Origin of the sequence: Phaeocystidibacter marisrubri (genome assembly GCF_008933165.1) — a bacterium.
Lineage (GTDB): Bacteria > Bacteroidota > Bacteroidia > Flavobacteriales > Schleiferiaceae > Phaeocystidibacter > Phaeocystidibacter marisrubri.
The window spans coordinates 1324097-1339308 of sequence record NZ_WBVQ01000002.1 but is presented as its reverse complement, the minus strand read 5'-3'; the positions used below and the strand labels follow the sequence as shown (position 1 = coordinate 1339308).

The 15212-nt window shown below is 41.8% G+C and carries 7 protein-coding genes; all 7 read left to right on the top strand.

Annotated elements, in window-relative coordinates; genetic code table 11:
- The first annotated feature begins 18 nt into the window (after positions 1 to 18).
- Positions 19 to 10440, top strand: coding sequence for a SpvB/TcaC N-terminal domain-containing protein (locus F8C82_RS13080; protein ID WP_151694038.1), 10422 nt, complete (start codon positions 19 to 21; stop codon positions 10438 to 10440).
- A gap of 3 nt (positions 10441 to 10443) precedes the next feature.
- Positions 10444 to 10788 (top strand): hypothetical protein, encoded by a 345-nt coding sequence (locus F8C82_RS13075; RefSeq protein ID WP_151694037.1) that lies wholly within the window; start codon positions 10444 to 10446, stop codon positions 10786 to 10788.
- A 583-nt stretch (positions 10789 to 11371) separates the two neighbouring features.
- Positions 11372 to 11524, top strand: coding sequence for a hypothetical protein (locus F8C82_RS14775; protein ID WP_170266262.1), 153 nt, complete (start codon positions 11372 to 11374; stop codon positions 11522 to 11524).
- A gap of 230 nt (positions 11525 to 11754) precedes the next feature.
- Positions 11755 to 12447, top strand: coding sequence for a hypothetical protein (locus F8C82_RS13070; RefSeq protein WP_151694036.1), 693 nt, complete (start codon positions 11755 to 11757; stop codon positions 12445 to 12447).
- 497 nt (positions 12448 to 12944) lie between these two features.
- Positions 12945 to 13736: an RHS repeat-associated core domain-containing protein gene (locus tag F8C82_RS13065; RefSeq protein ID WP_223279554.1), complete on the top strand. Its 792-nt coding sequence runs from the start codon at positions 12945 to 12947 to the stop codon at positions 13734 to 13736.
- Between the two features lie 86 nt (positions 13737 to 13822).
- Entirely contained in the window at positions 13823 to 14248 is a 426-nt protein-coding gene (locus tag F8C82_RS13060; RefSeq protein WP_151694034.1) for a hypothetical protein, read from the top strand.
- A gap of 83 nt (positions 14249 to 14331) precedes the next feature.
- Positions 14332 to 15156 (top strand): RHS repeat-associated core domain-containing protein, encoded by an 825-nt coding sequence (locus F8C82_RS13055; protein WP_308419960.1) that lies wholly within the window; start codon positions 14332 to 14334, stop codon positions 15154 to 15156.
- Positions 15157 to 15212 lie beyond the last annotated feature (56 nt).

Sequence of the window (15212 nt, the reverse complement as noted above, 5' to 3'; positions counted from 1 at the left end):
ACTCAATCTTTCTCTTTCATGTTCCAGTCCGATTGGTCGTCTAAAGTTGCCGTTTATTTTACTGTATTCGCGCTTCTCAGCAATGACATCTTCGCATCTACAATGGCACTGCAGACTATACCTCTGCAAGAAGATTCATCATCCAACGCACTTGCTTCGCATTACTTCCTTCCCATCGAAAACGAGATAGAAGTAACGAAGTTAACTACACCTGTAGACACAGATCTTCCAAGCAAAATAGATCGCGAAGATTTATCACCTCGCAACGAAATAGACATCGTCAAAACCTATGCTAGGACGATGGACTTTGAAGTATTGGATAGTGCGAGCTCACTTAGAGGGTATGTATCATTTGACCCTGATATTACCTCAACTCCTGATCATATTTTGAATGTCACCCGAAATGCTACACACTACCGTCTAGACGGTAAGTATGAAAACGCCACACCTATTGCCATTGGTGTAGATGTAGCTCGATTGGGAAGTGTTGCGGAATTGAATTTGGTGAACGTCTTCTTCCTCGATCGTCAATCGAACACGTGGAAAATGGCAGAGACCATTGGAATCGACCGAGAATCCTTCAGAGTAAAAGCGGTAGTCCCTGCTGAAACCGACTATTTCGCAGGAATGATCTCTTCACCGGAAATGCCAGAAGCTGCAGCCTATGTCCCTACCAATGTATCGGAAATTGAGCCAGCAAGCCCAGCCACAGGGATGCGTTTAATGCAACCTCCCAGTGCCAACCGTCAGGGCTCCGCTTCCCTCAGCTATCCCCTTTGGATTCCTCAAGGAAGAAATGGGATGACTCCTCCTCTTGCTGTCAACTACAACTCAGACGCTGGAACCGGTTGGATGGGATTGGGATGGAATATCCCTCAGTCCATGATTTCAGTAGATACGAAATGGGGAGTACCTGCATACAGCCCAACCGATGAAACGGAGCCCTATGTTTTGAATGGTGAGGCTCTTTTTATGCAAGGCAACAAAAGAGCTAATAGACCTTCATTAAATGCTCAAGGAGAGCTAATCCCATTGAAAAGAGAAGTAACTGGATCTACCCGATTCTTCCCTCGAGTAATGGCAAGTTATTCTGAAATAGAAAGAAAAGGAACTTCTCCTTCCAACTACTATTGGGTTGTTACAGATGCCTCACAAAATAAGAATTACTACGGCACATTAGATGGAACTGGGTTAGATACCAACAGTATTTTACAAACCTCCGATGGTAACATTGCACAGTGGTATTTAAGTAGAACGGTTGACAAATGGGGAAATACCATTGATTACCAATACGCCCTATATGAAGAAGGAACGACTTCTAATATGAAGAATGGTGGAATCAATCGTATTTTAAAGAAAATCACCTACACAGGTTTTAAAGGAACATCCTACTCATTCGGTAAATACACCATTGAATTCTTCACTTCTAATACCCGAGGGGATGGTACCATTTCTTTAAAAATGGGTCTGAAACATGTTGACGACAGACGATTGGACAGTATCTCTGTAGCCTTTAGCGGAAGTGAAGTTGTAAAATATAAGTTTACTTACAATAGGGGGTCTAGCACCTTCTTTAAGACCGTGTTAACGGCTATTCAAGAGTATAGAAATGATCAGTTTTTTTATGAGCATACATTCACTTACTATGACGATCCTCTTGAATACGGAAGTGGTGTAGAACTCGACACCTGGAACCCCACTCCTTGGCTCTCTAACACTGAAACGTCATCAGCATTCAGTGGATTGAAAAACGCATTTAGTAGACTACTGCAACCTTCGGCACTCAACACATCCATCACTTCTGGATTTAGCGTAGGTGGTGACGTCGGCGTTGGCCCTGCCGTGGGAATTGTAGCTGGACAAGACAAAAAAAGTACATTTTCCGCGGGCATCAATTGGGGGAATCACTGGACCAATACCCAACGTACAATGCGCGATGTAAATGGAGACGGCCTTGCAGATGTGATCTTTGAAGATCACAATGGTAACTTTGCCTATTACCCTGTATATCGCATTAATGGCAATCTGGAACTGGGGGGTAAGCGCAATTTCGAAATTGGAGGAATTGATCGAAGCTTTCAAAAAGATTTAAGCTATACGGTCGATTACCTATCTCCGGGTGGCTTTTACGTCGGTATGAACTGGCGAAACTCCACGACGAAGGTCAAAAGGACAATGACGGACTACAATGGTGATGGTATTCCTGACATGATCTTAGATGAAGGAATGGCATCTCCTAGAATTCACTTTGGAATTCTAGAATCCAATGGTGATATTTCGTTCTCTACCTCAAGTGAACATACACTAAACCCAGTAATCAAAGGGGTAGATCTAGTCTTTGAGGACACAGAGGATAAATGGGAATATCAAATTGTTAAGACATGGAAAGCGCCGTACAGTGGGACAATTAACATTTCAGGTACAGCTTCCATGGCTCCAGATCTTTCGGGTTCGAGTTTAGTCGCCATTCAACATAATGACGCCATCATCTCCTCCGGATTTCGTGAAGTTACACCAACTTTAAGCTATTCACCCAACTTGTCCCTGTACGTGACAAAGGGGGATCTACTCATGTTCCGAGTAGCGGCAGGGGAAGATGGTCAACAGGACTTAGTTAATTGGAATCCAAACATTTCCTATACCTCATCTTATCAACAAGATGGGAACCGATCTAAGTGGCACTCGTCCTCTTCATCAGATGGATTTATTCTCAGTGGAAAAGAAGGGATACAGGTTCTGGGACGCGACTCCATCAAATTGGACTTCAACTTGGACATGACAGGAACCTTCTCCGATGATGTCTTTTTAGTTGTACAACCATTCATCAATGGAGTTGCACAAGCTCCAATCAAAGACAAGTTGAACCCATCGAATCCAAACTCTCTTTCCAATATTTCGACTGCATTAAGCTTCATAGGGCAATATGGCGCCTGCGATGATAAAACACCATACAATCCATTAGATACGGTAGTCTTCACCTTCTCACTTCAATCCACGTCCAACGTAGACTGGGCGGACATTGAGTGTCGCCCTATTGTAACCTATCTTGAAGATTGCTATTTAGGAAAGAAGCAATATCCAGTTCTAGATTATCAAACATTCAACAACGTTTTGGTCATGGAGGGCGACCGATATCGTCCTGTCGATCCATCAAACTACTATGAAGTTTTACCTCAAATAACAATAGACACAGCTGCCATCGCTGATATATACAACGGTTATTCTCAAGATCAAGATGGGATTGTGTATATGACAGTTAAGAGTGGGGGGAATTTTCTAAGCAGAGTTGCTGTTCACTTTATATATAAGCATGGAAATGCAGCCTCTAACTCCATTACCCTTCATCCAATAAATAAGACTAATGGAAACGTTGATCTTACAACTAACCTTGCATGGAATGTATTTAACGATAATTCCAATGTAAAATTCAAAGGCAACCTAGTAGTAGGAAGTATGTTGTCTGTTGAATTCTTCGCTAAAGGAAACGAATCAGAGAATCTCGCAAACTACATAAACAATCATCTTTTTAGGCTGCGTTTCCCTCGGGATGTTGGAACCTATCAAACAGTTGGTGGAACCACTCCAAGCAAGAACATCTACTTCAGTGAATACAGTGAATTAAACAATGTTCACTTGGGTTGGGGACGGTTTGGTTGGCACCCCTTATCGGAGGAAACTTCGCTCGACGCCATTTCCACAACAGAACTTCACGATGCCATTTTAGAGGCTGTCAAAAATGGCGGAACTCTTCCTACGGACTCTGCCAGCATGGTTGATGGAGGAGACACCAACAGTGTCGAAAATCAAAAATTCGCCACACTATTTCCGATTCGAGGAGAGCGTATGTGGGGACTTAGAACCTATCAAGAAGAGCTGGGCGAAGGCGAAAACCTTGATCGTTACTCCGTGTATGGGGCACATGTTTCCGAGTTCCGCTATTTAGGACGTCTTTCTTCTGGATTCCTAGGAGAAGAAGAAGGCGAAATCTATCAAACCCCAGAACCCGAACAAGGAGTTAATCCCTCCTATACTGCTAGCGGAGCGCTCGGATATTCGAAGTCTTCCTCATTAGCCATTAACGCATCTGCATACGGAGTATCCGCCTCCTCTTATCTTACAGATAAAGACGTGTTTTATTCACGCTCAACTCGGATGTTTAGTGACCTTAATGGCGACGGTTATCCCGATGTTCTGAATGAATCCAATGACAATATCACATTTTACCCAACCAATTCATTTGGCTCTCATACTACCGGAATTCAGTCCTTGGCCTTAAGTGAAGAGACCCTGAATAAAAGCACTTCTTGGGGTGTTGTGGCATCTTATAATTCTTCACCACCTCTTGAAGTAGAAGAAGATCCAGAAGGGGTACACGAGATTAATGAAGACGCCCGTTGGGGAAATCTAACCAAACAAAGTAATTTTTCGGATGGCGTTGGTCTCAACTTAGGCCGTCAGAGAACTCGACTTGCATTCATTGACTTTAATGGTGATGGACTTGCTGACGAATACTACGATGACCAAACGGCCTGGAGTGGAGCTACACCAAGTATTCGATTAAACAAGGGAGAGACCTTTGAGTCGGCCTCCACTTCAACTACCCAATCCATTAACTCTTCCAGTCTTTCCCTTTCTCCAAGTAGCGTCGTTGGTGCATCTACCTTAGAAGAGACCGTTGAAAAAATTATTTCAGATGCAGATAATGGTGGATCTGTAACAAGAAGAAGTTGGAATCTAGGGGCAAATATCAACTTTATCAACAACCATCCAGAACGAACCTATATCGATATTACAGGTGATGGATTAGTTGATTATTTGGAATACAGCAATTACTTTGAGAACAAGGTGGATATCTACATCAATGAAGGAGGTGAATTTCATTTCTACAGACAAATTGATGACGAACCAATTAATGAGCAACTAGGCCAACAGAACGCATTCGGAATTTCCATTAAAGGGACAGGAACCGGTGCTCTGAACATTGGCCTTGTCAAACTCAAAGCAGCCATTACAGGGAATGGTGACCTTTCCGTGAATGGGCTGGCTTCGAGCATGATGGACATGAATGCCGATGGCGTCCCGGATTATGTAGAAGATATCCGTACTGGGAAAATAAAAGTTTACTACGCCACATTTGCGCGTAACGGAAAGCTCAAATCAGTGGAAAACCCATTGGGTGGAACCTTTGAAATCACGTATGAAGGAGAAGGACAAAAAAATGGTTATTACGAGCCTCAAATAAAAACTCATCTGTCTGATGAGAACGATGAAAAAATGATCTGGAGCATGCCACAAGGCAAGCTCGTCATGCGATCTGTTACCATCTTTGATAGTTTAAATGTTGAGATTTCTGGTGAAGACTTGGACGGAGCCGATGCCTTTACTACTCGATTTGCCTACGATGGAGGTGTCTATAGTAGAAGAGAACGAGAATTCTTAGGGTTTAGTCGAGTAGCGACTATTGCTCCTTCCCATTATGAAGACGGAGTTGCGCTTCTGCAGGATAGTTGTAGTCATGATGGAATTGAACAGCCAAGAGATGTGACTTCAGAATATATATTTCCGGAAGTTCCTAGGACAACATTTACTGAAGTCAAAGTACTCAATCGTTATAACATCAGCGTGATTGAATTCTCGCGCCTTACGGATATTGACCAAGATGAACAGTTTACCTTTAATTACCTCTCAAAATTACCTGAGACTACTTACAATCTTCACGTTCATTACTGGAAAGACTCAGTAGAGGTAATTAATGCCGAATTATCTAGAGTAGACACATGGTACCACCAACACATCGAACTCATTTCGGAATCCAATCCGGACTATGAAATTCGATTGGTGGACACCGATCCTCTTTCTGCAACCTTAGGCCAAGTGAAAGGCGAAGTTGGAAACTGGAAGATTGTATCGAACTTAAACAGTTTAGGTGAATGTGCTACCATCTTCCCTGCTGTTACGGAAATTAAAAAAGTAAACTTCCCTGTAGTTGATGACAGAGCGCATTACATGCCATCAAAAACTTCCTTTGAATACGATGCCTATTTCAATGTTACCCGAGTGGAAGACGAAGGAACCGGAGTTGCCACTACTCCATTTGAAGAGATAGTTGATACCATGTACTACACGCATTATGTATACAAGGAACAAACCAACCTCTGTTCAATCGTTTCTTCTCTAAATGTGGTGTATGACGACGGCATCATGTACGGCCTTTTGGTTCCAGATCAAGACCAGGAATATGAAGACGCTATTGTTTACGCCTATTATCCTACCAGCAGTTGCTACCCTTCGCAAATGCCCGAAGTCGGAATATGCACAGGCGATGATACCGAATTTATTTCTGTCCATAGAAAGGAAATTACCGACACCATCTATATTAAGGAGATCGATTATCGAGCTACCTACAGTGGAAAATTGATTGCACTCATGACCTACTTCGCACCTAGTAATAGTGCCAATCAGACCAATGCTCTACAAACACATAAGGTTTATCAAACGAACACCAATAGCAGTAACCTACGCAGGTTTGCAGAAGTAACCGCCCTAACTTCAAATAACTTTGCTCCGGAAAGAATTAGACAGTATCTAGGGGCGAGTACCAGCAGTGCTCATGCGGAGTCTTTCGTTCATTACAATACGTATGGATTAGCTGATTCCATTGTGGGTCCAGAAAACCACGCCGGACACCGTAATTGGAGCGTCATCACCTATGACCCGTATAACCTAGGTATCGCCATTGGTACCGAAAACCAGTTTGGCGAAAGAGTAAGTAGTATCTATAACTACGGACTTCAACAGGTTCAGCAAACCACCGATGTAAACGGTCACCCCATGGTGTATCGCTATGATGACTTTGCTCGTTTAACCAGTATTTGGGCACCAAGAGAAATTTACAACTCCTCGAATGGCCCAACCATCAAGTTTGAGTATCATCCACTTGGAATTAACCCTTCATCAGGTAAGAAGAACGAAAGTGTTCCCGTTGCACTTACCTACCACAACACATCCAACAAAGGAGAATCCGTTCAAACTACAACTACTTCCACAATAGATAATTATCGGTCGACCTTGTTTATAGGTGGGGCTTCGAGTATGACTTCATCCGCTCATACCGCCACATTCACGAACCTCCAAGGACAAGCGGTTCAGATTCAAATCGAAACGGATTATGATCCTTCTGGGAACGGCACAGCCAAGACTTCTATTCTGCGTGTTTCCGGTCTAAGCTCCGTCAACACGTTTGGGTTGGCCGATATTCAAAGAAGGGATACCCTTATTAGCACTAGCTCATTCGGAATATTCCGTCCGTTTAAAACATGGACCACAGGTACGTCATATTATGACTACGCATCTCGACCAGTGAATCAACAATCTGTTTGGAGCAACAAGGACACAACAGGTGCGTTGTACACACTTGTCAGCACTGAAACGATGTACGAATGGTTGGGAGGATTGAGCTTGAATAGTGGTGATTATTTCACAGCGTATACCTCTTCAGCAGGCACTTCTACTCGAAGCTACATCGACTCCAGAGGACGACAAATAGCAACTCGTAATGGAAACGATATTCTCACCGAGTTTGAATTTGATCCTCTAAGTCAAGTTGTAAAAGTCAAAGATCCTGTTGGACTAGAAACCCAATACACCTTTGACAATTTCGGTCGTACTACGCAAGAGATTCATCCAGACAGAGGCACGACAAATACGACATACGACGAGGCGAGTAACGTTACGCAAGTAGCATGGGAAGGCGACACCATCAACTATGAATACGATCACAGTCGTCTGAAAAAGAAACTCATGCCATCTGGAGCGTCAAATCCGCTCTACAACGTAGAATACTTTTACGGTGCCAATGATGGATCTAACGCAGCCAATGCCGTAGGGCGCATCTCCAAGATCATTCAGGGAAGTTCATCCAGTCCTTTCTTAGTGGAGAACTACAAGTATGACGAATTGGGAAATATTCACAGTGAATCCAAAACCATTGATATTCCAGACGTTGGGACAAAAACGTATATCACCAAGTTCTTCTATGATTCTTTTGGTAGAACCTTGCGCATCCAATATCCAGACGACGAACAGGTGCGTTATCAATACACAACGTTAGGTTCATTGGACGGAATCACAAGCCAAATGCCTAGTGAAGCGGTTCAAAACATTATCTCGGATATATCCTATGATGGATATGACAATGTAAGTCACATTCTCTACGGAAATGGAACGGAAAACTTCTTTACATATCACGATGTCACTCGTGGACTCATGGCCAACGAGACCAAGGCTAAAGTCAACTCTTCGAGTGGATTCGCAAAAGTCAATAGAAGAGACTACTCTTACAACAATAGAGGTCTTATCGATCAAGTCGACTTCTTTGTTCATCCCAAACTCATCACTCCTACCACAGGGAATTTCACGTTTGCCTATAGCTATGATGATGTAAATAGACTCACGCAAACCCAGTTGATTGAAGGCGGTTCGACCACTTATCAACTAGATATGACCTATGACCATGCGGGCTCTATTCAAACCAAGAGCTCAAAACTTATAGGTTCGAGTCTAATATCAAATAGCGATATCAACTACAATGCAGAGTATTATCCTGTGAGTAGTACAACTCATCAAATCGGTGAAGTAGGCAGTTTCGCCGAATTGCAATTGCCGGGGCAACCTACGCCTCCAGATTGGGGACAACGCTTCACCTACAACGATCAAGGAAGCGTTGAAAAAGTGGAGAAAATGAATGTGGCCTCAGGCACCTATTCCCAAGACCGAATTATGGTTTGGAATGCCGAGCAACAGCTCGTGGCGGTGAGCATGGATAACCACACCAATATTCAACACTACGTATACGATCATACAGGAACGCGTATGTTGAAGAGTGCTTACAACCAGAGCAACCTCTCCATCAATGACACCAATGTTGGCAATCCGAGCTACATGGATCCGTATCAAGTCTATGTAAATGCGTATTTTGTAGAGTCTGATTTTGTAGATGGACTCCAGAAAACGAAACACTATTACATGGGCATGCAGCGTGTAGCCTCTGATATTAGTCTCCAAGCGATTCAAGCCGAACCTGGATTGAGTAAAACATCGACCTCGGAAGCTTCATTGAACCCTACCCGAGAGGAATCGTTCGCAGAAGAACCCGCAGCTCAACAGAACGCTGTCCTTGAACAATTCAAGCACATATTGCTCGATCAAGGCATCAAAGAAGACGTTGATTACACCGAAGAAAGCCTCTTTGCAAGTAATGAGATGGACGTACTCTATCCCGAATACGCCAGCTCGTCTACTTTAAAATCAGGCAGCACAGGAGGTGATTTCACCTGTTGTTTTAACGGTGATCGCTATTGGTATCATCCTGACTATCTGGGTAGTGTTGCCATGGTGACGAACAAACAAGGGATCGTACACCAGTTCTTCCTTACCAACCCATGGGGTGAAAACATGCATACGTACAATCAACCAACACCAGGATTTGATAGTCCGTATCGTTTTAACGGTAAGGAGTTGGATCAAGAGACGGGGTATGCGTATTATGGGGCGAGGTATTATGACAACCAACTATCTATGTGGTTGAGCGTGGATCCATTGGCAAGAGAATACCCTAGTTTCAGTCCTTATAATTTCGTAGAAAACAATCCACTCCATCTAACAGATCCTACGGGTATGGGGCCAACAGATCCCGAAGGAAAAGAAGGAAAGTCGAAAACAAAAGACGACTCCAAAGTACCATTTTATCCAGATCTTGATTTAGCAATTGGAGGTGAAATAAATGTGGTGACAGTAACACCAAAGGATGCTACACCTCAAATGTCTTCAGAAGCCTATGAAGGGATGTATACCAAAGGAGATTATGAAAATTATCAAAATGACTTTCCAGAATTTCAAGGAATGTCGCATTCTGAGGCGGTTGATTACTGGGAAGTGAATTATGGTCAAAGCTACTGGCGTTCTTGGAATAATGCCGTGAAACAAAATCGAGAGTACATAGCCTATCGGAAACTAGTTTGGTTCATTGATGGTTTTATTACTTTGTCAACAGTAATTGGTCCAGCTTCAGGGTATAATGCTGCAAGTGGATTGCCTCAGCCAAGGGGTTTTGGTTTAGGGAGATTGACGCCAGAAGCGACACCTATGGTTAGGTTGGGACTGGCGAATAGATCATATTTCGTGGATAGTCGAGGTCCGAGTTATTGGGGTTCAGGAGCGCATGGGCAGTTTCCTAGTTCAATAAATAGAACAATTATATTAAATGGACGCGCATCCTATAACTTTGGTAATCAAAGTTGGAGATTTAGTTTGAATGGGTATCGTGGAGGTCATTCATATGACTTAAAGTTGGGTATGCCCAGCAAACCAAGTTTTGGCCGTTTTGATCTAGGGATTAATCGACAAGGGGGCATTTTTCATAGCACACATTATTCTCATTGATTTATGAAAGAGTACATTTTCGGAGGTGATTTTCTTGTGCCACTACGTGAGCTAAATATTAACAGACCTGTTTCACTAAATAGGTTTACGGGAGGTAATGAACTACAAACAAAAATTAACAAATGGGCTAGTAGGTATGATAAATATGCTCCAATAGAACAACTTGAAAAATATAAGAATGAAATCTCAGAACTTGATGAAGAAGGCATTACTTTACTGAGAGAAATCAAATCACTATTTGAGTTAAATGGAGAAACCGAGTTTCAACTGTTTTATTTGAGTTTAATTAATGGAATGTTTTGTATTGATTCAAACAATGATACTCTCGTAAGGATAAAAAGTAGGTAATGTGGTCATTTAGGTGTTGTCGACCATTTAAGACCTTAACCCATTGAAAATCCAATTATCGTTTCAATGGTAGTATACCAGATTTGTGGTTTTCGGAAATCACAAACAGAACTATCTGAAAATCAAAATTGGTTCTTCAAAAGTCAAAAAGTTAAAGTGGTACGGGTCCACTTTTGTATTTTAAGTGCTTTGAGCGGCTAAAAATGGGTAATGTGCTACTTTAGGAGGTGACGATAAATAGGAATCATAACCTATTGAAAATCTAGAATTCCAATGAATGAAACATATAGAACAGAGGATGATTCAGACGAGTTATCCTCTGTTTTTGTTTTAGAAAGTGTCTTAAATCGGCGCTAATCGCTAGATTGATGATCTAGTGTAGTCAAAAAGGAGATGGCTTGAGGTGTGAAAAGTGTAGAAAGCCCTGTATTAAAAGGGGATTGCAAGCTAACGACAAGCAGCGTTTTTATTGCAAGATCTGCAGATGTAGTCAACAAAGAACCTACGTTAGTCGGGTCACGTCCTATTTGTGGGGAGCAAGTAAGTTGAAATAACTTTAAAAACGATACACTATTACATGGGCATGCAGCGTGTAGCCTCTGATATTAGTCTCCAAGCGATTCAAGCCGAACCCGGATTGAATAAAACAACGTCCTCAGAAGCTTCATTGAACTCTATGCGAGAGGAATCGTTTGCAGAAGAACCCGTAGCTCAAGTTTACTTGAACATGGATTAAGATTGTATAGATGTATTCATTTTCCAGAAACATATATAGGAGTGACGGGCATTATTCATGAATTTTTTCATGCTCGGGGGATATCAATGGGATACATATACTTCGACCCTGACTCAATTAAATGCAGGTCTCAAATGGAAGAAGATGCTGCTGTAGGATATGTCAATTCTGTTAGGAAGCATTTGATTTTGAGTCGTTAAGGCTGTTGGCTTTTTAATTTCAAATACCAAATGAAATACAACCAAGAGATGAGCACCAGTAAATGTTTTGATTGGATGATATTGTCACTATTCATTGTGATAACAAAATCAGCTCTAGGAACTGGAGACACATTGGTAGTTGATTATTCAAACAAGACGAATTATTTAACCCCAATTATGCTCGAAGTTCTTGAACATTCAAGTTCAAAACACTTAGTTATACAAGTAGTTAACTTGGATTCCGATATTAAAGCTGAGGCATCTGGATGTATGTGGCTAGATACATTTTATGTTCAGAACGAGGACATCTTCATAGAATTGAAGTTTGAAGACTCTATTGCGATTAAGTATCCAGAGAGGCTATTTGTGAGTTTTAGTTTGGATGAAACAAGAATTAAACTGATGCAATTCTACTTTGTTTCTAAAATCATTACTCATAAGACCAATCGCGAGACACCAGACACCACTGAGATAAATAATCCAGAATTAATCTTTTTTAACGTTCCAATAACTCATTTTCAGAATTTACATGTTGAAATAATTACGAATGATACAGTAGAGATAAAAGATTCAGGCCTTACAATGTATCTTGAACCTGTATATTTTAGATGTACATCAAATCAAGTAATAAAGATAGTTTTCACCTCTGGAAGGAGCCAAGATGTTCATTACATCAAGTGTGATTGTGAGGATCGGGGATCCCCGACGGACTCACCCTTTTAGTCCGCCAACAAACGAAAAGGAAGAATGAAATAGATGAAACCGCATAAACACTAGCCTCACAAACGTAACATTTTCTAAATCAATGACTTCAAAATCTCGAATTAGGTGTTTTAGAAAAATTGAATTGTCTGAGGGTATAGAATATAACTTTTAGAAGAGGCCTACTACACCGAAGAAAGCCTCTTTGCCAGCAACCAGATGGACGTGCTCTATCCCGAATACGCCAGCTCGTCTTCTTTATAATCAGGCAGCACAGGAGGTGATTTCACTTGTTGTTTTAACGGTGATCGCTATTGGTATCATCCAGATTACTTGGGCAGTGTTGCCATGGTGACGAACAAACAAGGGATAGTACACCAGTACTTCCTTACCAACCCATGGGGCGAAAACATGCATACGTACAATCAACCAACACCAGGATTTGATAGTCCGTATCGGTTTAATGACGACGGAGTGAGAAGCACTCTTCGATCGAACGTTGCGCGCGAAGCGCTGAGTTGGATCAAGAGACGGGGTATGCGTATTATGGGGCGAGGTATTATGATAGTCAAATTTCTCAATGGTTATCTGTAGATAGGCTCGCTGATAAATATCCACATAGTTCACCCTATGTGTTTAGTGGGAATAATCCTGTTCGATATATTGACCCTAATGGAGATAGTCTAAATATAGCCGGATTATTATGGTTCGATAAGACATGGGGAACGAATATTATAGGAGCATTAATTAAGGAATTAGAGGCAGAAACTGGTTTGGGTTTGATTATTACAAAAGTTAACAGGAATCAAGTATATCTAGACTATCTAAGAGATGAAAATGGAGATGCTATTCTTCAGGAAGGAGGGAGTTCGTTGGCAAGAGGTGATCTTTTGAGTATAATCAAAAGCGAAAAGAGAGTTTATGTTTTGGGGACTATGAAGGAAACAACGCGGACAGCTGGTATGCAGCAGGACAATGCTCAGATCAAATTAAATCCAAATCAAATAAATGGCTTTGTTCGTGGAACTAGAGGAGTTGATAAGAGGACAATGGGATTTGGGATGGTGTTCTTGCACGAAGTTCGCCATTGGCTCACTGGATTAAAAGACGATAAGGAATTTCCGGGAACAGGCCCAATCGTTGATCACATGAACAGTATTAGAGGACAGTTAGGTCCAGAATGGGGAGAACGTAGCTCTTATGCCCCTAAAGCACTCCCTTCAAATGGAAGAAGTTATATTCCTTTTGGTAGTGCAGCTCGCATTATTTTGAGAAATGGTGTTTATCCATTTACTCATGTAGAACCATAAACCTTTTAGAGATGAGATTTTTTTGGATCAGTATGATGGTAAGTATACTAAATGTAAATCAACATTATAAAACCAATCCCTATGAAATGGCCTACAATATTGTATTATCTGTTATTCAAGAAGAAGGTAATTCAGTATATCCATGTCAGGTAGTAGTGGATTCTACAATTACAAGCTTGCAGTTTATTAGGACAGATTCATGTTTAAACTTCTTTCAGAAGGCAAATGATCTCTTCAATTGGGAGGTTTTAAGCGAGGGGGTGGATGCGCCTGAGGGTCAAGCGTTAAATTCTTTTGTTAATAGTGTTGCAAAAGACTGCTCAAGGGATACAGAATATCGGATTCACTTCTCGGGGATACACAAAGGTTTTTTTTGTGCATCTGTCTATAAAGGTGTGGTTGAGGATGATTATCCGTTGAATAGTGGAGGGTTCGAATTGTTCCTATTCTACTATGATTTCGAGAAGAATCTCATCCTATGTTCATCACACGTTCCGGTTTTTGTTAATTAGAAAGGAAATATTGATACTCATCAGATATACACTATGAATAGGTTACAGGTTTAACGGTACGGAGCTCGACCAGGAGACGGGGTATGCGTATCATGGGGCGAGCGAGGTATTATGACAATAGGTTGAGTACGTGGTTGAGTGTGGATCCGTTGGCGGCAAATGGTCCGAATATCACACCATATGCATTCAGCCACAATAATCCAATTATGATGGTTGACCCTGATGGGAATTGGCCGTTTACTCCACTGCCATTTTGGGATGGCTGGCTATGGGGCGACCGATATCCTGGGGTAACTACAACTTTTACAGAGGCGAAAGTAAGCGCGGGTGCTTTTGTCGGAGCAAATTTGTTAAGACAAGCTGGGGTAGCACGAGATGAGGTGGGTGTTACACATTTTACAAGCAGAACGGAAGTCTTTATAGATCCTACTGATATGGCAGAAGGCGAAGAGCCAGAGTTATATATTGGAGCAATGGCTCATGAAATGGCAGGGATTAGCCAAGATCCTGCAAGCGAAACGTTTCTTGAACAATATCATAAACCCGGCTGGCAAGCATCTGCAGGTGGCGCTCTTGGACTTGCTGGTGGCATTGGCTTTGGCCCCCGTGGTATAACTCTCATGGTAGGAGTTGGTGTTGGCGTCGAATTATCTGTCATGTCAACGGACATAGTAGAATCAATTTCACTAACATATGATGAAGTTCAAAAGATAAATCCAGGGGATCTTCAGTGGGGTGTTACTGACGTTCGAATTAATAGCGAAACAGGACGACGAATGGCCAATGTGACAGTAGGCACTGGTTCTTCAAAACGTGTAACTGAACAGGTCGTATATTCTTACTTTGAAGAGAATGTTTGGATGTCTGCAGATTATCAGGCTCGAGCCGAGGAAATCCGCGAATTTTAGATGGAATTAATTTGTGTTATTAGACTTCTTATGATTAATAAATTTTTTAACGGACT

What these genes read in the sequence shown, in the direction of transcription:
- F8C82_RS13080 (WP_151694038.1), top strand. Translation starts at nt 19, where the DNA reads ATGTTCCAGTCCGATTGGTCGTCTAAAGTTGCCGTTTATTTTACTGTA.
- F8C82_RS13075 (WP_151694037.1), top strand. Translation starts at nt 10,444, where the DNA reads ATGAAAGAGTACATTTTCGGAGGTGATTTTCTTGTGCCACTACGTGAG.
- F8C82_RS14775 (WP_170266262.1), top strand. Translation starts at nt 11,372, where the DNA reads ATGCAGCGTGTAGCCTCTGATATTAGTCTCCAAGCGATTCAAGCCGAA.
- F8C82_RS13070 (WP_151694036.1), top strand. Translation starts at nt 11,755, where the DNA reads ATGAAATACAACCAAGAGATGAGCACCAGTAAATGTTTTGATTGGATG.
- F8C82_RS13060 (WP_151694034.1), top strand. Translation starts at nt 13,823, where the DNA reads ATGGCCTACAATATTGTATTATCTGTTATTCAAGAAGAAGGTAATTCA.
- F8C82_RS13055 (WP_308419960.1), top strand. Translation starts at nt 14,332, where the DNA reads ATGCGTATCATGGGGCGAGCGAGGTATTATGACAATAGGTTGAGTACG.